The 19,900-nt window shown below is 72.7% G+C and carries 16 protein-coding genes and 1 pseudogene; 12 read left to right on the top strand and 5 right to left on the bottom strand.

The window, feature by feature from the left end; genetic code table 11:
• Nucleotides 1-47 precede the first annotated feature (47 nt).
• Entirely contained in the window at nucleotides 48-782 is a 735-nt protein-coding gene (locus tag COO58_RS13445) for a serine/threonine protein kinase (protein ID WP_098745181.1), read from the bottom strand.
• An 85-nt stretch (nucleotides 783-867) separates the two neighbouring features.
• On the opposite strand from COO58_RS13445, the gene COO58_RS13440 reads away from it, so the two are divergent.
• Nucleotides 868-1,302 (top strand): hypothetical protein, encoded by a 435-nt coding sequence (locus COO58_RS13440; protein WP_098745179.1) that lies wholly within the window; start codon nucleotides 868-870, stop codon nucleotides 1,300-1,302.
• Here COO58_RS13440 and COO58_RS13435 read toward each other — a convergent pair.
• Complete coding sequence (locus COO58_RS13435) at nucleotides 1,274-2,278, bottom strand: nitroreductase family protein (RefSeq protein ID WP_098745178.1); 1,005 nt, start codon at nucleotides 2,276-2,278, stop codon at nucleotides 1,274-1,276. The genes COO58_RS13440 and COO58_RS13435 overlap by 29 nt on opposite strands.
• Nucleotides 2,279-2,390: 112 nt before the next feature.
• Nucleotides 2,391-3,620 carry a CdaR family transcriptional regulator gene (locus COO58_RS13430; RefSeq protein ID WP_098746318.1) on the bottom strand — a complete coding sequence of 410 codons (1,230 nt, stop codon included), beginning with the start codon at nucleotides 3,618-3,620 and terminating at the stop codon, nucleotides 2,391-2,393.
• Between the two features lie 83 nt (nucleotides 3,621-3,703).
• On the opposite strand from COO58_RS13430, the gene COO58_RS13425 reads away from it, so the two are divergent.
• From COO58_RS13425 to COO58_RS13390, 8 genes and pseudogenes are all read left to right on the top strand, one after another.
• Nucleotides 3,704-4,795, top strand: coding sequence for a ferredoxin reductase (locus COO58_RS13425; protein ID WP_098745176.1), 1,092 nt, complete (start codon nucleotides 3,704-3,706; stop codon nucleotides 4,793-4,795).
• A 13-nt stretch (nucleotides 4,796-4,808) separates the two neighbouring features.
• Nucleotides 4,809-5,948, top strand: a complete 1,140-nt coding sequence (locus COO58_RS13420) for an acyl-CoA desaturase (RefSeq protein WP_091576498.1) — start codon at nucleotides 4,809-4,811, stop codon at nucleotides 5,946-5,948.
• 155 nt (nucleotides 5,949-6,103) lie between these two features.
• A pseudogene (locus tag COO58_RS13415) lies at nucleotides 6,104-7,555 on the top strand (glycosyltransferase family 4 protein); the annotation flags it as partial.
• 894 nt (nucleotides 7,556-8,449) lie between these two features.
• Nucleotides 8,450-9,631, top strand: coding sequence for an alanine--tRNA ligase-related protein (locus COO58_RS13410; RefSeq protein WP_098745175.1), 1,182 nt, complete (start codon nucleotides 8,450-8,452; stop codon nucleotides 9,629-9,631).
• A 67-nt stretch (nucleotides 9,632-9,698) separates the two neighbouring features.
• Nucleotides 9,699-11,168, top strand: coding sequence for a 26S protease regulatory subunit (locus COO58_RS13405; RefSeq protein ID WP_098745173.1), 1,470 nt, complete (start codon nucleotides 9,699-9,701; stop codon nucleotides 11,166-11,168).
• Between the two features lie 15 nt (nucleotides 11,169-11,183).
• The gene (locus COO58_RS13400) at nucleotides 11,184-13,001 is read left to right on the top strand and encodes an acyl-CoA dehydrogenase (RefSeq protein WP_098745172.1); all 1,818 of its coding nucleotides are present in this window, start codon (nucleotides 11,184-11,186) and stop codon (nucleotides 12,999-13,001) included.
• Between the two features lie 187 nt (nucleotides 13,002-13,188).
• Nucleotides 13,189-14,064 (top strand): hypothetical protein, encoded by an 876-nt coding sequence (locus COO58_RS13395; RefSeq protein ID WP_098745170.1) that lies wholly within the window; start codon nucleotides 13,189-13,191, stop codon nucleotides 14,062-14,064.
• Nucleotides 14,061-16,283, top strand: a complete 2,223-nt coding sequence (locus tag COO58_RS13390) for a UvrD-helicase domain-containing protein (protein WP_141561891.1) — start codon at nucleotides 14,061-14,063, stop codon at nucleotides 16,281-16,283. The genes COO58_RS13395 and COO58_RS13390 overlap by 4 nt, the downstream gene beginning before the upstream one ends.
• Before the next feature lie 60 nt (nucleotides 16,284-16,343).
• Here COO58_RS13390 and COO58_RS30765 read toward each other — a convergent pair whose 3' ends face one another.
• The gene (locus COO58_RS30765) at nucleotides 16,344-17,081 is read right to left on the bottom strand and encodes a phosphotransferase family protein (protein ID WP_098745167.1); all 738 of its coding nucleotides are present in this window, start codon (nucleotides 17,079-17,081) and stop codon (nucleotides 16,344-16,346) included.
• Between the two features lie 75 nt (nucleotides 17,082-17,156).
• Between COO58_RS30765 and COO58_RS30760 the strand changes: the two genes are divergently transcribed.
• Genes COO58_RS30760 through COO58_RS13370 form a run of 3 tightly spaced genes read left to right on the top strand, consistent with a single transcriptional unit; the run spans nucleotide 17,157 to nucleotide 19,202 of the window.
• On the top strand, nucleotides 17,157-17,795 hold the full coding sequence (locus COO58_RS30760) for a hypothetical protein (protein WP_098746316.1): 639 nt from the start codon (nucleotides 17,157-17,159) through the stop codon (nucleotides 17,793-17,795).
• The gene (locus COO58_RS13375) at nucleotides 17,792-18,835 is read left to right on the top strand and encodes an LD-carboxypeptidase (protein WP_098746314.1); all 1,044 of its coding nucleotides are present in this window, start codon (nucleotides 17,792-17,794) and stop codon (nucleotides 18,833-18,835) included. The genes COO58_RS30760 and COO58_RS13375 overlap by 4 nt, the downstream gene beginning before the upstream one ends.
• The gene (locus COO58_RS13370) at nucleotides 18,828-19,202 is read left to right on the top strand and encodes an MmcQ/YjbR family DNA-binding protein (RefSeq protein WP_176558805.1); all 375 of its coding nucleotides are present in this window, start codon (nucleotides 18,828-18,830) and stop codon (nucleotides 19,200-19,202) included. Before COO58_RS13375 ends, COO58_RS13370 begins: the two co-directional genes overlap by 8 nt.
• A gap of 9 nt (nucleotides 19,203-19,211) precedes the next feature.
• Here the strand turns inward: COO58_RS13370 and COO58_RS13365 are convergent, their stop codons facing one another.
• Nucleotides 19,212-19,865, bottom strand: a complete 654-nt coding sequence (locus COO58_RS13365; RefSeq protein ID WP_098745166.1) for a tetratricopeptide repeat protein — start codon at nucleotides 19,863-19,865, stop codon at nucleotides 19,212-19,214.
• Nucleotides 19,866-19,900: the final 35 nt, after the last annotated feature.

Here is a 19,900-nt window from a genome sequence, read left to right as displayed (position 1 = left end):
CCGGTGTGCCGAGGGCGGCCCGCGAGCCAGGGTCGGGCGGTCAGCGGTCAGGCGTTCCGCCAGGCCTCGACCAGGTCGGGCACGGACGCGTAGCGCGCATCCGGATCGGCGCGGGTGGCCCGCTCGACGACCGCCGCGGCGCGGTCGCCGCCCCGCCAGCCCGACGGCGTGTCGAGCAGGTGGTGCAGCGTACGGCCCAACGCGTGGACGGTCGTGCGCTCGTCGATCAGCGAGCCCCGGGTCAACTCCTCCGGCGAGAGGTAGCGGCGGGACCCGGGCAACCGCTCGGAGTCCAGGACGAACGGGCCCGGTCGGTACTCGTCCAGGTCGATCAGCCGCATCCGGTGTGCGTCGAAGTCGTAGAGGAAACAACCGTCGTACAGGTCGACCGCGACGTAGCCGGCGGCGCTGACGGCCAGGTGGGCGTCGAGGATCACCGCCAGGGCCGCACGCGCCTCGGTGACCGGGAGGCGCTGGAAGCGGGCCAGGCCGGCGCGGTCCGAGCCGTGCACGGTGGCGTGGTTGAGCACGGTGCCGGCGCACCACGGGTAGATCAGAGTGGGCCCGTCGGTGCCGTCGCGCACCAGCTCCGGCCGGACGATGTCCGGGTGCCGGACGGCGGCGTGCAGCCCGAGGGCCCGGGTGAGCGAGACCCGCGCCTGCGGCGTCCGGGCCTGCTTGACGAACCAGCGCCGGCCCGCCGCCCGCACGCCGAAGGACAGACAGCCGGAGTCCTGGTCGCCGAAGACCACGAACGCGTCGGCCGGGTCCGGTGCGAACACCCGTCGAGACTAGCGCCCGCTCCGGCCGTCCGAGCCCCGGTCGACGTGGGCATGCGGCGGTGCCGGACCGGGTAGACGTCCACGCATGTCCGGAAACGCACGGCAGCGGGACCTCTTCATCGCGACGCTCGGCGCGGTCCTGGCCGGCTACGGTGTGCTGCGCCTCGTCACGGAACCGTTCTCGTGGTTCCCCGTCCTCTGGCTGGCGGCGGCGGTCACGATGGTCGGGACCACCCTGCGCCGGGCCCTCGCCGCGCGCACCGCCGAGCGGCGTCCGCCCGGCCCGCGGCCCGCCCGGCGGGCAGGACGGGTGATGGCCGTCGCCTCGGCGCTGTTCGGCGTGGTGCTGCTGGCCGTGGCCCTGCCCCGGTTCGTCCGGGACGGTCATTCACCGGCGTTGCTCGCGCTCTGGGCGACGTTCGCGGTCGCGATCATCGGCTTCAACCTCTGGACCGCCTTCCGTCGCCCGGCGGAGGAGGACGGCGAGAAGGTCACTGCGGCGGCGCGACCACCTCGATGACGTCGGCCGGCGTGCGGCGCGGCGCCGGCGGCAGCTCGGCGTCGGGCCCCCAACCGACCCGGACCACCAGGTAGGGCGCGCCGATCCCGGCGAGCAGGTCACGCATCATCCGGCGGGGCCAGGCCAGCTCGATCGCGTCGCTGAGCGGCGCGCTGGCCAGCCCCTCGGCGGTCGCGGTGAGCAGCAGCGCCGACAACGCCTCGCCGCCGCGCAGCCAGGCCGCCGGTTCGTCCCGCTCACCGAACAGGATCAGGTACGCCGCGCCGCGGTCGAAGTCCGCGCCCGCGCTCAGCCCGGCCGCCCCGCCGGGCGCGTAGTCGCGCACCGGCACCCGCCTCGGCGCGGGTCGCACGGCGGTGGCGGCGGGCACGCCGTCGCCGCTGTCCGCCGGCCGGTTGGTCCAGCGGCGCAGCTCCTCCCGGTACGCCGGGTCGGCCAGCTCGGCGTCGGCGGCCCGGCCGGTGGAGACGGCCAGCATCGGCATCTGGTCCGGCCGGACCACGTGCAGGTGCGCGCCCTCGGCCTCGACCGCGTCGGTGAGGCGGGCCAGGACCGGTTCGGGCACCGGGCGGTCGCCGTACGCGCGGCGGTCGCTGCGCCGGCGCGGGATCGCGTCGACCAGCCGTCCCGCCGGGACGTCCAGGTTCGCCGGGCCGGTGGCGCGCAGCCGGGCCAGCAGCGTCGGGTCGCCCGGGTCGGGCATCCGTTCCACGGTGACCGCCCACCCGGCGGCGGTCAGCGAGACGCGGGCGTGGTGCAGCGCCGCCCCGCAGCTCAGCGTGAGCAGCCGGGCGTCCGGGTCGGTGTGGGCGAGCTGCCGGTCCGGGTCGGCGCGCAGCTCCAGCGCGTCCGGGGTGACCCGCCAGCGCCAGGGCTGGGTGTTGAAGACCGAGGGGGCGTGCAGGGACTGCCGGGCCGCCGCCTCCAGCACCCGTACCGTCGGGGTCTGCCGGACACCTGTCGATGAGCGGTTCATGGTGGCGCCTCCTTGTTGCTCGTCCCCTTCCGACCCTGCCCGCCGCCGCGGGCGGGGGACAGGGCCGGAGGACCCGGCCGCTCGGGCCCGGTGACCCGGGGCCGGCGGACCGTCAGGCGGGGGCCCCGCCCTGCTCCGCCGGCACGGCGAGCGCGATGGTGAGGTCGAGGACGGTGGCCGGGTCGTGCAGCCGGTCGCCGAACAGCTCCCGGAGCTTGCCCATCCGGTAGCGGACCGTCTGCGGGTGGACGAAGAGGTCCGCCGCCACGTCGTCGCGTCGCCCCTGGTGCAGCAGCCAGGACCGCAGCGTCTCGGCGAGCCGGTGCGCGGTGGCCGGCGGCAGCACGGCCAGCGGGGCGAGGGCCTGCGCGCGCAGGTCGGCCAGGGCCTCCGGGTCCATGCTGAGCAGCAGGGTGGCCAGGTGCCGTTCGGTATCGACCGGCCCGGCGTCCGGCTCGCCGAGGCCGAGCGCGAGCGCCCGGGTGGCCCGCTGGTACGACGCGGCGACCCGGTGCCACGGCCGGGCCGGGCCGAGCACCGCCCGGTGCCCGTGCAGCAGTCGGGTGAGCTGACGCCGCCGGCCGCCGTGCGCGTCCGGCACCAGCAGCACCGCCAGCTCCTCGGCCGGACTCATCCCGGGCAGGTCCTCGCCGCTCTCCAGCGTGTGCGGATTGAGCAGGGCGAGCACCGCGCGCAGGTGCCGGCGGGGCAGCAGCACCACGGTCAGGGTCTGCGGCAGCGGCCAGTCGGCCCGTTCGGCGCTGGCCCGTAGCGACTCCTCCGGCTCCCCGGCGAGCAGCTGCTGGGTGAGCCGTTCCAGGCTGCGGCGGCGCACCCGGCCGGCGCTGGCCAGCTCGTCGGCGTGCCCGGCCACGCTGGCCGCCGACAGCTCGTCGATGTACGCGAACATCAGCTCGGCGAACTCGGCCACCGTCTCGGCGGCCGACCCGCTGCGGACCGTGGTGGTGGAGACCTCCCGCCAGGCCACGCGAGCCCCCACCCGGTACGCGGCCAGCAACGCGTCCATGCTCCGTCCCGAGCGGGCCTCGCCGCTGCCCAGCGCGTAGGCGGCCTCCAGCGCGGGGGCCAGGGGCGTGCTCGGGTCGGCCGTCTGGGTACCCTCGATGAGCTGGAGGAACGTGCCGAGCGCGATGCGTACCGCGTTCTCGATCTTCTCCCGCATGGCCCCGGTCAGCGCGCCCGAGTAGTCCGGAACCTCGGCGGTGATCGCGGTGACCGTCCGCTCGGCGACCATGGGCAGCCGTTCGCGCAGCGTCGCCGCCACGCCGGCGTCGAGATCGAGATGGGCTGCCCGCTGGCCCGTCCCGGCCTCCTGCGTCATGTTGTTCTCCTCGAACAAAAACCTGGGACCGTTTCACCTTTGCCGGTCAAGATGTTATGCGATTGTGCGGCCACGCTGGTCATATGACCACAACTGCCCACCGCCGCCCCCAGAAGGTCTCCTTCCGGGACAGGCTGCTGCGGCTGGCCGGCACGGTCACCACGCCGCTGCTCCCGGACGACTACCTCGACATGGTCGCGCCGCTGCGCGCGGGCGCGCCGTTGCGGGGGCGCGTCGTCGCCGTCCGCCCGGAGACGCGGGACGCGGCCACGCTGGTGATCCAACCCGGTCGGGGCTGGCGGGGCCACCAGCCCGGGCAGTACGTGCGACTCGGCGTCGACGTCGACGGGGTCCGGCAGTGGCGGGCGTACTCGGTCACCTCGGCGCCGGGCGCGGCCGACGGCCGGATCAGCGTCACGGTGAAGGTCATCCCCGACGGCAAGGTCAGCAACCACCTGGTCCGCCGGATCCGGCCGGGCACGATCGTCCAGCTCGACCAGGCCCAGGGCGACTTCGTGCTGCCCGCGGCCGTGCCCGAGCGGGTCCTGTTCCTCACCGCCGGCAGCGGCGTCACGCCGGTCATGGGCATGCTCCGGTCCGGGCTCCTGGAACGGGCCGACGTGGTGCTGGTGCACTCGGCACCCACCCGCGACGACGTCATCTTCGGCGCCGAACTGCGGGCGCTGGCCGAGCGCGGTACGGTACGGCTGGTCGAGCGGCACACCGACACCTCCGGCCTGCTCGACGTGGCCGAGCTGGACGACCTCGTACCCGATCACGCGCAGCGACACACCTGGGCCTGCGGCCCGGTCGGCCTGCTCGACGCGGCCGAGACGCACTGGGCGGCGCGCGCCGCCGCAGAACTGTTGCACACCGAGCGGTTCCGTCCCACGGTGATCACACCGGGCGAGGGCGGCACGGTGACCTTCACCGGGGCGGGGGTGACCGTCGAGGCGGACGGCGCCACCACCCTGCTCGACGCGGGGGAGAACGCGGGGGTGCTCATGCCCTCGGGCTGCCGGATGGGGATCTGCTTCGGCTGCGTCGTGCCGTTGCGCCAGGGCGCCGTACGCGACCTGCGCAACGGCGACGTCACCACGGCTGTGCCGGGTGACGGCGTCGCCATCCAGACCTGCGTGTCGGCGGCCGCCGGTACCTGCGACATCGATCTCTGAAGGAGCCACCGACGTGACCGTGATCCAGAAGAAGGCCGACAACCCGATCGCCCACCTGAGCGCCGAGGACATCGAGATCATCGGCAAGGAACTGGACGCGATCCGGGACCGGGTCCTCGCCGACCGGGGGGAGCGGGACGCCCGCTACATCCGCAAGGTGATCAAGACCCAGCGGACGCTGGAGATCAGCAGTCGGGCGGTGCTGCTCTTCTCGCTGTTCCCGCCGGCCTGGATCGTCGGCACGGCCGGCCTCACGGTCGCCAAGATCCTCGACAACATGGAGATCGGGCACAACGTCCTGCACGGCCAGTGGGACTGGATGCGTGACCCGAAGATCCACTCCACCACCTGGGAGTGGGACCACGTCTCCCCGGCCGACCAGTGGAAGCAGTCGCACAACGAGCTGCACCACCGCTTCACCAACGTGGTCGGCAAGGACAACGACCTCGGGTACGGCATCATGCGCGTCGACGAGGACCAGCCCTGGCACCCGATGCACCTGGGCCAGCCGGTGTGGAACCTGCTCAACGCGTGCTTCTTCGAGTACGGCATCGCCGCGTACGACATGGAGCTGGGCGACCACCTCAAGCAGAAGCGACTCAAGGACCCGGCGTTCCGGGCCAAGGCCAGGGCGGTCGGCCGCAAGATCCGCCGCCAGGTGCTGAAGGACTACGTGGTGCACCCGCTGCTCTCCGGCCCCTCGTTCCTGTCCACGCTCGCCGCCACGTTCACCGCGAACCTGCTGCGCAACGTGTGGAGCCACTCGGTGATCATGTGCGGGCACTTCCCGAACGGCGTGGAGACGTTCGAGAAGACCTCGATCGAGGGCGAGACGCGCGGCGAGTGGTACCTGCGGCAGATGCTCGGCTCGGCCAACATCAGCGGCCCTCGCCTGCTGCACCTCATGACCGGCAACCTGTCGTTCCAGATCGAGCACCACCTCTTCCCCGACCTGCCCAGCAACCGCTACCAGGAGATCGCCCCGCAGGTGCGGGCGCTGTTCGACCGGTACGGCCTGCGCTACACCACCGGCCCGCTGCCCAAGCAGGTCGCCTCCGCCTGGTGGAAGGTCATCCGGCTGTCGCTGCCCAACCGGCGCGACCGTCGGCAGCCGGCCGCCCCGGGCCCGCTGGTCGCCTCCGGCGCCGTCTGACCGACCCGTGCACGGCGGGTGAACGTTCGCCCGCCGGCACCTGCACACTCGGTGTCTTCGCAGCTCAGGGCGCTTCCACTGCGGTCCTGGCGGCGTCGCGCTCCCCGTACACTCGCGCCCAGTCCGGCCGACGAGCTGAAGGGGTGTGGTCGCCGATGGACCGCGACGCCGCGACGCCGCGCGCCGGCCGCCGGGTGGTGATGCTGGTCGACAACGCCGTCGAGGGTGACTCGCGGGTGCAGAAGGCCGCCCGGTCCGCTGCCGACGCCGGGTGGGACGTGACCCTGCTCGGTTGCGCCCACGTCGACGCCGAGCGCCGCTGGCGGCTCGGCGACGCCGAGGTGCGTGTCCTGCCGCTCGACGCCCCCCGTCCCGCCCCGCCCGGCGCGTCCGGGTCCCCAGGCGGCGTGGCCGGGCTGCGGCGGCGTCTGGTGGCCCGGGGCGGGCTGCCGCTGCGGGCCGCCCGGCTGGCCCGCCGGCCCGTCGAGCACGCCCAGGTCCGCTACTGGCGGGCGCGGCTCGGCGACCGGGCCTGGCGCCGGCTGGAGCCCGGGCTCTGGGGGTACGAGCGGCTCGCCGGCCCGGTCGTCGACGCGGTGCGCCCCGACCTGATCCACGCGCACGACTTCCGGATGCTCGGCGTGGCCGCCCGCGCCGTGGAGCGCGCCCGCGCGCAGGGACGCGACGTCAAGCTGGTCTGGGACGCGCACGAGTGGCTGCCCGGCGCCCGGCCCCGCCGCGACAACGCCCGCTGGCTGCCCGCCCACCTCGGCTACGTCCGCGAGTACGTCGGCCACGCCGACGCCGTCGTCACCGTCTCCGACACCCTCGCCGACCTGCTGGTCCGCGACCACGACCTGCCGCAGCGCCCGACCGTCGTGCTCAACGCCCCGGTCGCGACGGCCGAACCGGCGGCCGTACCGACGCCGGTCGGCGGATCCGTGGTGCTCGCTGCGCCGGTCGGTGGATCCGTGGTCGGCGCTGGGCCGGTCGCCGCCGCGGTGGACGCCGGGGGCGCACCCGACCTGAGGGCGCGCTGCGGCCTGGCCGCCGACACCCCGCTGCTGGTCTACAGCGGCGCGATGGCCCCGCAGCGGGGCGTCGACACCGTCGTCGAGGCGCTGCCCCGGCTGCCCGGCGTGCACCTGGCGCTGGTCGTCGGCGACCCCGCCGCCGGGTACGTCCGCCAGGTCGTGGCCCGCGCCGCCCGGCACGGCGTCGACGACCGGGTGCACGTGCTGCCGTACGTGCCGCACCGGCAGCTCGTCGCGTTCCTCGCCGCCGCCGACGTCGGGCTCATCCCGCTGCACCACTGGCCCAACCACGAGATCGCGCTGATCACCAAGTTCTTCGAGTACGCGCACGCTCGGCTGCCGATCGTGGTCAGCGACGTACGCACCATGGCCGACACGGTCCGGGCCACCGGCCAGGGCGAGGTGTTCCGGGCCCGGGACGCCGCCGACCTGGCCCGCGCGGTCCGGGCGGTGCTCGCCGACCCGGGGCGCTACCGCGCCGTCTACGACCGACCGGACTCACCGCTGCCCGGATGGACCTGGGAGGCGCAGGCCGAACGCCTCGACGCGCTCTACCGCCGCCTACTCACCCCGCGACCGCCCCCACCCCCTGACGTCCCGTCCGGTCCCGTCCCCCTGGCGTCGCCGCGCCGACCCCCCCAAGATCGGCGCAACCTCGCCGAGGTGGCGGTCTCCGGTCGCCCGCGACCCCGCCACCCCGCCGAAGTGGCGCCAGGCCGTCGGCTGACGGGCCTGCTGGTGGCTGTCCAGGGCCTGGCCGGTTGTCCGGCTGCCTGGTCCGTTGGCCGGTTGTGCGGTTGCGGTGCTCGGTGCTCAATGCCCGTTGGCCCGGTGCTCGATGCCCGTTGCTCGGTGCCCGTTGGCCCGGTGCCCGTTGGCCCGTTGCTCGGTGCCCGTTGCTCGGTGCCCGTTGGCCCGGTGCTCGGTGCCCGGCGCTGGACCGGCCACACCCGGTGGTGGACCCATCCCGCGCGCCGGCACCTCTCACCACCGAACGCCGCCCACCCGGGTGGAACACCATGGGTGTCTCCGGCCCGATTTCACACCCATGGCGTTCCACCCACGGCCGGTCCGGATCTCGGCGTGTGCGCAGCGCACCGCAACTTCCCGCATTTCCGGCACTGGCCACGTCGATCATGAGGTTGACCGGAACAAAACGCCCAAGGAGTGCCGCCAACCTCATGATCAACGGGCAGGGGCAGGGGGAGGGGGACGGGGACGGGGAGAAGGGGACGGGGAGAAGGGGCGGGGAAAAGGGGTGGGCGGGGACGGGTGGGCGGGATAGCGTGGACGGATGCAGAGCAGGCGCATTGTCACCGCCGCCGCCGCGCGAGCTTCCCGCTCGCCGGTTGCCGCCGCCTGACCTGCCCATTCATCGCCGGCGACCGGAAACGGTCCGCCGGCGTCGTCGTGTCACGCCACCGTTGCGCGGACCGTCCGGACGCCCGTACCCGGAAGGCACCCGCCATGACACCCGACGAGATCACCCGGATCTTCCACGACCACTATCACCGGCGCGGCCATCGGGACGCGCCGGAGAGTTCGCTGGTCCCGCCGCCCGGCGACCCGGTGCTGTTCACCACGTCCGGCATGCACCCGCTCACGCCGTACCTGCTGGGGCGCCCGCACCCGGGCGGACGCCGCCTGGTCGACGTGCAGCGGTGCCTGCGCACCACGGACCTGGACGAGGTCGGCGACCGCACCCACCTGACCGTGTTCCAGATGCTCGGCTCGTGGTCGCTCGGCGACTACGACATCGCGACCAGCCTGCGCTGGGGCTACGAGCTGCTCACCGGTGGGTACGGCATCCCGGCGGGCCGGCTGCACGCGACCGTCCACGCGGGGAGCCCCACGGACGGCGTCGGCCCGGACGAGACCGCGCGGGACACCTGGAGCGGGCTCGGCGTGCCGGTCGAGGCGCTCGGCGAGGACAACTGGTGGTCCAACGGCCCGACCGGCCCCTGTGGACCGGACTCGGAGATCTTCGTGTGGACCGGCGACGGGCCGCCCACCGGCACCCCGAGCGGCGACGAGCGCTGGGTGGAGGTGTGGAACCACGTCCAGATGCGCTACCACCGCCACCCCGACGGCCGGCTCACCCCGCTGCCGCTGGTCAGCATCGACACCGGCATGGGGTTGGAGCGGCTGGAGATGGTGCTGCGCGGCGACCGGTCGGTGTTCACCGGCGACGGGCTGCGCCCGTGGGTGGAGACGGTCCGCGACCGGTGGGACCTGCGCGGCACGGACCTGCGGGTGGTCGCGGACCACCTGCGCTGCGCGGTGGTCGTGCTCGGCGACGGGGTCCGGCCGAGCAACACCGGCCGGGGGTACGTGCTGCGTCGGCTGCTGCGCCGCGCGCTGACCGTGCTGTGGCGCGACGACCCGGAGCGGAGCCTGGACGAGCTGCCCGCGACGCTGCACGCGGACACGTCGCGCCGGTTCCGTCAGCACGTCGACCCCGGCCCGCTGCGGCAGGCGCTGGCGGACGAGGAACACCGCTTCCGGGGGCTGCTGCGACGGGGCCGGCCGCTGGTCGACCGGGTGCGCGCGCGGGGCCCGCTGACCGAACGCGACTACCACTGGTTGCACGACACCCACGGGTTGCCCCGCGACCTCGTCGACGGCCTGCTCGGTGGGGCGGCCGGCTGACGTGTGGCCGCCCGCGCCGGTGGGTGCCAGACTCGCAGGGAGACGTCGCCGCGAGGGAAGAGGACCCATGACCGGGTACGAGGTGCGGCCGGACGAGGACGTGGTGCCGCTGCTCGGCGCCGAGGTGCGCGTCGTCGACGCGACGGGGCTGCTCGCCGCCGCCCAGGACGGGCCGGTTGACCTGCTGGCCGGCGGCGACTTCCCCGCCCCGGTCCGGGAGGTCCGCTGCACCGTGCGCGCCGACACCGTCGCCGGGCGGCCGGTGCACCGCTTCGAGGCGTACCTGCGGGTGGAGGCCGCGCCGGCCGGCCTGCTCGCCCTCGGGCTGGCCGGGCCGGTCGGCCTGCTGCTCGCCGAGCGGCTCGCCGCGCGCGGCGGCGACGGCCCGGCCGCCGTGGTGGGCCGGGCGGCGGCCGAGGCGGGCCGCCGGCTCGGGCTGCGCCCCGCCGGTACCGCCCTGGTCACGCCGCCCCGTGACCCGGCCGGCCGGGCGGTGCTGCACACCGCCGAGGCCGCCGGGGTGCGGCCCCAGGTGGACCAGGACAACGGCACGGTACGCATCCGCGCCGACGTGCCCAGCGCCGAGGTGGGTCCGGCGCAGCTGATCGCCGTGCTCGGCCTGCTGTTCCAGGCCGTCCGCGAGCTGGCCGGCGACAGTGTGGAGCCGTCCGTGCTGCGCGGACGGACGTACCGGGTGGGGCGGCGACCGGTCGCGGTGGCCGAGCCGCGCAGCACCACGGTGACCCTCGACCAGGTCGGCGGCCTGCCCGACGTGGTCGCCCGGTTCCGCGAGGTGGCCGTGTCGTTCCGGCACCCGCAGGCGATGGCCCGCTGGGGCGCGCGCCGGCCGCAGGGCATCCTGATGTACGGGCCGCCGGGCACCGGCAAGACCATGCTGGCCCGGGCCCTCGCGAACGAGATCGGCGCGGACTTCGAGGAGATCCGCACCCCGGAGATCCTGGACAAGTACCTCGGCGGCTCGGAACGCAACATCAAGCGCATCTTCCGCGACGCCCGCCGCTACCGCCGGCCCACGGTCATGCTCTTCGACGAGTTCGACTCGATCATCAGCTACGCGGGCGCCGGCGGGGACGCGGCCAGCCAGGCGGTCAACGCCGTCGCCGGCATCTTCAAGCAGGAGATGAACACGCTGTTCGAGGAGAACCCCGACGTCATCGTGGTGGCCACCACCAACTTCCCGCAACGCGTCGACGCCTCGCTGATCCGCTCCGGCCGCTTCGACCTGAAGATCGCCATCCCGGCGCCGGACGAGACCGGCCGCGCGGAGATCCTCACCAAGATGGTCCGCGAGCTGATCGACCGGCACGAGCGGCCCGGCTTCCGGATGTTCGCCGACGACCTCGACCCGACCGCCCTGGCCGCCGACACGGCCGGGCTGACCGGGGCGGACCTGCGCGAGGCGCTGCGCCGGGTGCAACTCGCCAAGGCGCTGCGGGAGGCGGCGGAGGGTGCGCCGCCGGCCCCGATCGGTCAGGATGACCTGCGGGAGGCCGTCGCCGGTCTGCGCCGCGGCTGACCGGAAGGAGCCCACGTGTCCTCGTCCGATCTGCTGCTGTCCCGCCGCGACCTCGCGTTCCTGCTGCACGACTGGCTGGACGTGACCCGGCTGACCGAGCGACCCCGCTACGCCGAGCACTCCCGGGAGACGTTCGACGCGGTGCTCGACCTCGCCGCCCAGGTCGCCGCCGAGCGGTTCGCCCCGCACAACCGGGCCGCCGACACCGGCGAACCCACCTTCGACGGCCAGCGCGTCCGCACCATCCCGCAGGTCAAGGCGGCGCTGGACGCGTTCGCCGGCACCGGGCTGCTCGCCGCCACGCTGGACGAGTCGATCGGCGGGATGCAGCTCCCGCACGCCGTGGCCGCCGCCGCGTTCGCCTGGTTCCAGGCCGCCAACGTGGGCACGTCGGCGTACCCGTTCCTCACCCTCGGCAACGCCAACCTGCTGCTCGCCCACGGCAGCCCGGAACAGGTCGACACCTGGGTCCGCCCGATGGTGGAGGGCCGGTTCTTCGGCACCATGTGCCTGTCCGAGCCGCAGGCGGGCAGCTCCCTGGCCGACCTGACCACCCGCGCGGAGCCGCAGGACGACGGCACGTACCGGATCGTCGGCACCAAGATGTGGATCTCCGCCGGGGACCACGAGCTGGCCGAGAACATCGTCCACCTGGTCCTCGCCCGCATTCCCGGCGGGCCGCCCGGGGTGAAGGGCCTGTCGCTGTTCATCGTGCCCAAGGTGCTGCGCGACGGCGACGGGCCGGGCCCGCGCAACGACGTGGTGCTGGTCGGGCTCAACCACAAGCTCGGCTACCGGGGCACCACCAACACGCTGCTCAACTTCGGCGAGGGCGTGCACCGGCCGTACGGGCGGGCCGGGGCGGTCGGCTACCTGGTGGGCCAGCCGCACCAGGGGCTCGCGCTGATGTTCCACATGATGAACGAGGCGCGCATCGGCATCGGGGCCGGCGCCACCGCGCTCGGCTACACCGCCCACCTGAAGTCCGTCGCGTACGCCCGGCAACGACCGCAGGGCCGCCCGGTCGCCGACAAGGACCCCACCGCGCCGCAGGTGCCGATCGTCGCCCACCCCGACGTACGCCGGATGCTGCTGGCCCAGAAGAGCTACGTCGAGGGCGCGCTCGCGTTGATCCTCTACTGCGGACGGCTGCTCGACGAGGAGAAGACCGCGCCCGCCGAGGCCGACCGGGACCGGGCGCACCTGCTGCTGGAACTGCTCACCCCGATCGCGAAGAGCTGGCCGGCGCAGTGGTGCCTGGCCGCCAACGACCTGGCCATCCAGGTGCACGGCGGGTACGGCTACACCCGCGACTACGACGTCGAGCAGCACTGGCGGGACAACCGGCTCAACGCCATCCACGAGGGCACCCACGGCATCCAGGCCCTCGACCTGCTCGGCCGCAAGGTCACCATGCGCGACGGTGCGGCCCTTGAGGCGCTGCTGGAGACGATCCGCGGCACGGTCACCCGGGCCTGGAAGGCGGAGGGGTTCGCCTCCGAGCTGGCCGGCCAGCTCGGCGCCGCGGTGGACCGCATCGCGGTGGTGACCCGGCGACTGTGGGCCACCGGCGACCCGGAGCTGGCGTTGGCCAACGCCTCGGTCTACCTGGAGGCGGTCGGGCACGTGGTGATCGCCTGGATGTGGTTGGAGCAGGCGCTGGCGGTGGAGGCGCTGGGCTCCCCGGACGGCGCCGAGGGGGAGTTCCTGGCGGGCAAGCGGCAGGCGGCGCGCTACTTCTACCGGTGGGAGCTGCCGACGGTGGCGGCGCGGTTCGACCTGCTGGAGAGCCTGGACCGCACCACGCTGGACATGCGGGAGAGCTGGTTCTGATCCCGCGTCCGCCGGCGGTTGTCCGGCGGCTGGTAGGAGTCGCGGGTGTGCCACCGGTGTCGGCTCGGGGCATTCAGTGCCGTGTTTCCGGATCACATGACGGATCCATAATCAAGACAGTGGTGAATAGCTGTCCGATGGACGACGCCCGTTGACATGGCCGCGCCGGCGCCACAATGATGGCGCGGTGGGCGAAGCGTTCAGGGAATCTGCTCCGGTCGCCGACGGCGCTTCGATCCGCCAGGGTGACATCTTTGTATTCCGCGACGGTCCGGCCGGCGACGACATGTGGCAGAAGGCCGGGATAATTGTCACCGCCGACTGCGACATCGCCAACGACAAGCATGGTGGCATCCTGTCTTACGTGCCGATCCTGTCCCTGCGGGACTACCTCGCTTGGCGGGTCCTGCCGAGGATTGCGGACGACCGTCGAAGGCGCATCCTGCGCGACATGTCGGACACGGTCGGGCGGCTCGAAGCCGACCGCGGCATCAAGCCGGGGCTTTCGGCGCGGGCTGTCGAGGTCTGCGCCAACGTGGAGAACGGCCTGACCGATCTGTGCGCACACCTTGGGGAGGTGGCCTCCAAGGACACCGACGTCCTCGCCGCCATGATCGACGACATCGCGCAGTGCGGCCGTGCCCTCCGCTCCCCGACATACGGCGAGCAATTCGCCGCGCTGACGTCGGTCTTCAGACCCACCAAGAAAAAGTCGGCGGAGGAGCTGCTGTTGGGTGAGATCCGCAGCCGTTTGAAGAACCTCCCGGGCGACGTGTTCTTCATCAGCTCGCTGGACCACGAGCACACCGAGGGGTTCATCGCCTATCTCCGCCTGATCCGCGAAACTAGCCTCCGTAGCCTCTCCACCTCGTACTACGACAAGGACGGCAGGAATGTCGTCGCCCATCGAACGTCGCGTCTGCTCGCGCCCTACGTCTACCGCCTCACGCAACAGATGGCGGACGTCTTCGCATCGATCGGGCTGCCGGAGGAGTACGAGGCGGCCCGCGACTCCATCTTCGACTCACATCTGACCCCCGGACCAACATGGGAGATGCCTTGACGAGCGACTACGTCTTCAGCATCGCGTCCCTGCAAGCCTGCCTGGTGGCCGCCGAGGCGTCGTGGTTCGGGGGCATGCCCGGCGACCAGTGCACGGAGTGGCAGGTGGAGCGCGTCGAACTTGGCGACACCGTCTACTTCATCCACGAGTCGGACGAGCCCGCGGCCCGCCGGATCGTCATCCTGGACCAGGAAGCGTTCGGCGTGGCCAACAGTCGCTGGATGAAGAAGTCGGTCCTGGAGCGGGTACACCGCGCCGCGATCGTCGCGGCGGCACCGCCGGTGTCGCTGCCCCGGGACTGGCACGCGTTTCACCACAAGAACTTGTTCTCGTTCTTTGGTAGTCCGCGCACGAAGTCGGATCGCATGAGCCGGTGGACGGCCGAGAACCGACCGGTCGGCTCGGTCGACGTCCTGTTCTGGCGTCTCTCCCCGCCGAACCACATCATCGCGTTGCAGGACTTCCGGCCGGACTACTCCCGCTACGAGGAGGCGGTCCTGTTCTGGGACGACGCTCTGCGGGAGGCGCGCTCCAGGTTCACCGGCCCGGCCCGTCCCGCCCATCAGGTGTCGCCGATGGTTGCGCTCAACGCGACGTTCGACGCCACGTCGCGCGGACGGACCTACACCGAGTGGCTGCCCCACCTCAGCGACGACCAGCGGCGGTTTCTCGAACGCACGCCGCCGGTCAAGCTGCGTGGTCCCGCAGGCACTGGGAAGACGCTGTGTCTCCTTCTCAAGGCTATCCGGGAGGTCACGCAGGCACGCGCCGAGGGGAAGAATCTGCGGGTGTTGTTCCTGACCCACAGTTGGGCGATGGAAGCCCAGATCGACCAGCTCCTGCGCACGATGGACGAGGGCGACGCGATCCGCGACATCGACGTGTTTCCACTGTTCAGTGCCGGTAGCATGTTGTTCAACACGATGCTGCCGCAAGGGCTGGAACCACTGGGCGAGGACAGCCACGAGGGCAAGCAGCAGCAGTTCGCCCGGGTGAAGTCGTTGCTGAGCCGGGCGATCCGCACGGACTGGCCGGCTTATCGCAGCCGCGTCCGCCCGGAGTTCGCGGAGACCGTCGAGAGCGAGCCGGACGGCGACGACTTCCGTCTGTTCGCGTGGGAGATGTTGAACGAGTTCGCGTGCGTGCTGGGTCCAGAGGGCATCGTGCCTGGCGCCCACGACGCCACCGAGGAATACCGGGAGCTCAGGCGGGCATCGTGGATGATGTCGCTGGAGACCGAGGCGGAGAAGGACTTCGTCCTGACGGTCTACGGCTACTACGTGGAGAGCCTACGTCGGGACAATCTGATCAGCTCGGACCAGATCATCAACGACTTCGTCAAGGATCTCGAGAAAAGCAGCTGGCAGTACCAGCGAACGGCCGACGGATACGATCTCATCTTCGTTGACGAGCTGCACCTGTTCAACGAGCAGGAACGGCGGGCCCTGCACCATCTGACGAAGAATCCCCGGACGTACCCGAAAATGTTCATGGCCCTCGACCCCCGGCAATCGGCGGAGATCGTCTACACCGGGGTCGCCGGTCGCTCTATCACCCGTGACGATGCGGCGCGTGGTGGAACGATCATGGGCGACGTCGAGCAGCATTCCCTGACGCGCGTGCACCGGTTCGGTCGGGAGGTTCTCGCCCTCCTGCGCCACATCAACAAGAGCTGGCCGCAGCTCGATCTCGGCGACGACTGGGAACTCGACCTGGAACAGGTCGACGCCGAAGGTTCGGCGTCGACGGCACCTGTGTTGTACCGACACGTTGACGCGCACGAGGAGGCGCGGAGTGCGCTCCGCGCCGCCCGGATCTGGACCAACCGGGCCGACGGCGGCCGGATCGCCGTCGTGCTGGTCGACAAGGACTTCCTGGATTTGTACGAGGAGGCGTCGCTCGACTCGGAGGCGGGGCGGGTGAATGTGCTAGGCAGCCGGGACGACCTGGTCAGCCTCCAGTACGAGAAGCGCACAGTCGTCCTCGCGCCGGCCGAGTATGTCGCCGGACTGCAGTTCGACACCGTGATCGTGGCTGGTCTGCCGCGCATCCGGCGCCACGCGAGGTGGCCGCAGACACGGCACCTGCTGTCACAGCTCTATCTGGCGATTTCGCGAGCCACCGACCACGTCGAGATCCATGTCAACAAGGCCAATGGGTCTCTGCCCGACGTGCTGGAGACCGCCATCCGGACCGGAGCGCTGCGGGAGGGGCCTTGACGTCCGCCGCTCACCTCTGCCAACTGCCGTGACGCGTCGGAACTGATCGGCGAACCGCGCTCACCACTGCGCCCGCAGCACGTCGACCTCGCAGCCCGGCGCGTACGGGTCGAAGCCGTGCTGGACCAGCCAGCGGATTCCCAGCAGGCTGCGCATGGACCACCACGCGCGGATCAGGTCGAGGTCGACGTCGGCGCCGTAACCGGCGACGACGTCCGCCAGGTGTTCCCGGTGCCCGAGCGTCAGGGTCGCCAGGTCGTACAGCGCGTCGCCCGGGCTCGCCTCGGACCAGTCGACCACGCCGGTGATCTCGTCGGCGTCGACGAACACGTGGTCGACCTGGAAGTCGCCGTGGATGAACGCCGGCCTCCACGGCCGCAGCGCCGTCTCGGCGAGCCGGCGGTTGCGGGTGACCAGGTCGGTGGGCAGGACCTCGTGGCGCAGCAGCCACGCGCACTCGCCGTCGAGCTGCGCGGCCAACTCGTCGTGGCCGCGCCCCGGCCACGGGGGCAGCGGCGCGTCGTGCAGCAGCCGCGCGGCCGCGCCGGCCGCCGCCCAGGCCGCCGGCGACTCCGTCGACGGTTCGCCGAGGCGGCCGAGCGCCGTCCCGGGCAGGGCGGCGAGCGCGAGTACGGGCGGCCGGCGCCACAGGATCTCGGGGGTGGGCAGCGGCACCAGCGCCATCGCCTCGACCTCGACATCGGTACGCGCCCGGTCGGTGTCGATCTTCAGGAACACCTCGCCGACGCGCAGGGTCGCGCGCTCCGTATGGGCGACGACGACCTCGATCTGCTCCACTGCGACATTGTCGCGGCGGTGGCCCTCGCCGGTCACCGGATTTTCGCGAGCACGGCCGGTGCTGATTCTGCGATCATGTGCGCCGTGGCCGGGTTCTGCTTCAAGACGACATGGCTGGCGGTCCGCGCCCGTACCGTGCGGGAGGTCGCGGACGCCCTCGACCTGCGCGAACGGGAGACGCTCGACTGGGCCACCGGCACCGACCGCGCCTACCGGCAGGGCGTGTACGTGGCGGAGCCCGTACCCGGTTGGGTCCTCGCCCACGGCCGGCTGGACCTGCCGCCCGGCCTCGACACGACGGAGCCGGGGTTCCGCGACTGGCTGCGGGAGCTGAGCCGGACGCTCGGCGAGGTGCAGTTCTTCGTCACCGAGCGGGTCCCCGAGTACCACCTGTGGGCGCGGGCGGTGAACGGTGATCTGCTGCGCGCCTACTGCTACATCGGTGAGCGAGGAGAGGTGCCGCTCGTCGTGGGCGAGCCCACCGTCGTCGAGATCGAGCGGAACGTCGGCGTCCGGCGCCGGGAACCCGGGATGGAGCACTGGTCGGACGACGAGTGGGACCGGTGGCACGAGGCCATGCCCAACGAGTTCGACGTGATGGCGATCGCCGGCGGATGGAGTGTCGACCCGAGCCGGATCGACGACGCCACGGTGACCGGCGACGGCATCTTCGGCCGGCCGCCGACCGGCCCGAAGGGGACGTGGAGACCGTGACCGCATCCGCGCTGCCCCCACTGCTTCGACCGCGAGCCCTGCTCCCCGGCGACCTCGTCGTGATCGCGTCCCTGTCCGGGCCGCTGCACGCCACCTACGAGCCCGACCTCGACCGGGCGGTGGCCGTCCTGGAACGGATGGGATTCCGGGTGCGTCGGGCGCCCCTGCTCGAGGCGGGGCGGCGCCACTGGTGGAGCGCGGGAACCCCGGCGGAGATCGCCGCGGAGTTCAACGCGCTGCTGCGCGACCCCGAGGTGCGCGCCGTCGTCGCGCACGACGGCGGTCAGACGGCGCTCGGCTACCTCGACCTGATCGACGTCGAGGCGATCGCCGCCGACCCCAAGCCGATCCTCGGCTACAGCGACATCTCGCTGCTGCACCTCGTGCTCTACGCGCGTACGGGCCTGGTCGGGTTCCACGCCGACCTGGCCACGCCAGGGCTCGGCGGGGCGTGGCAGCGGGTGACCGAGGCACGCCGGGCGGAACTGGAGCGCCTCTACTCGACGTTGCTCACCGGCACGGAGGCGATCGGCGAGCTGCCCACCACCCCGTCGTGGGAGTGCTGGCGCGCCGGTCGGGTGGAGGGCCGGCTCATCGGCGGCGTGCTCAACCGCGTCATGCGCACCCAGGCGACCCGGTACGCGCTGCCACTCGACTGGTTCGACGGCGCGGTGCTGTTCTGGGAGGAGATGGGCGGCTTCGCGTCGTGGGTGTGGAGCGACCTGCAGGTGCTGCGGCACTGCGGCGTCCTCGACCGGATCGCCGGCATGGTCGTGGGCGTCCCGCACGCCATCGAGGGGTTGGGGGTGCCCGACCCGACCCTGGCCGAGATCGTCCTCGACGTGCTCGGCGACCGGGACATCCCCGTGCTGGGCAACGTCGAGTTCGGACACGCCGGCCCGAACCTGCCGATGCCGGTCGGCATCCGCGTCGGCCTCGACGCGGGGCAGCGGAGGCTGTCGCTGCTCGAACCGGCGGCGTGCGCGGATCCCGGGCGCACGTCCGGTCAGGCGGTCTCCCGGGGTGACCGCCGTGGTTGACGCGGACGACGTCCGGCGGGTGGCGTCGGCGCTGCCCCACGTGGTCGAGATGGACAGCGACGGCTTCGACTTCCGGGTCGCCGACAAGGGCTTCGTCTGGTCCTATCCGGAGCGCACGCCCGGACGGCCGCGGCGTATCCGCACCGACATCGCGGTGCTCTACGTGGGCGACGAGGCGGAGAAGCAGGCGTTGCTGCTCGGCGAGCCGGACCTCTTCTTCACCACACCCGCGTACGACGGTTTTCCGCTGGTCATGCTGCGGTTGGCGCACGTCGACGTCGAGCGCCTGACGGAACTGGTCACCGACGCGTGGCGGATGCGCGCCCCCGACTCGCTCGTCGGCGACCTCGACGCGGCGGGGAGCTGACGGGCGACGTCACATCTGTGTTCTCGCCTGCTCGATGTGCCGCACCGTGGCGTGGGCGCCGTGCGGACGGGCGATGGCGTACGCCTCGTCGAGCGTGGCGAGCGCTTCCGCCCGGCGGCCCTGTGCCGCGGCGATGTAGGCCAGCCCGACCATGTTGGACGCCACGCCCGGGAGGTTCCCGATCTCCCGGCGCAGCCGGGACGACTCCTCGAGCTGCTCACGCGCCTCGTCCCACCTGCCGGCGGCGTGCGCCGCGATGCCCAGGTGCCGCAGCGCCTCGGCCTGGGTCCGGCGGTCACCGGTCTCGGCCGCCAGCCGACACGACCGTTCCAGGTGCGGTGTCGCGGCCTCGTCGTCGCGCCGGACGAACTGGTGGAGACAGCCGATCCAGAACAGCGCCTCGGCCTCGCCGCGGGTGTCGCCCAGTGCGCGGTACAACTGGAGTGCGCGCTCGAACAGCGGAAGTTCGGCGGGGTCCTCGGCGGCCGACGAGCCGGCGGCGGCCTGATACCGGGCGTGCAGGATCTTTCCGCGCGCCAACGCCACGTCGGCCTCGACCGCGTCCAGGGCTCGCTCGGCCTCGGTCAACGCGCCGGTGTCACCGCTGTACACCGCCCGCTCAGAGGCTTCCCTGGCTCGTTCGATCCGGTCTTCAGCGCTCATGGCCGCCCCCGCTGGCACCGCTCCGACATGCGTGT

It is taken from the genome of Micromonospora sp. WMMA1996 (assembly GCF_002573675.1).
Classification (GTDB): Bacteria; Actinomycetota; Actinomycetes; order Mycobacteriales; family Micromonosporaceae; genus Micromonospora; species Micromonospora sediminicola.
The sequence above is the reverse complement of the archived record's forward strand: the minus strand, read 5'-3'. Positions and strand labels throughout refer to the sequence as shown.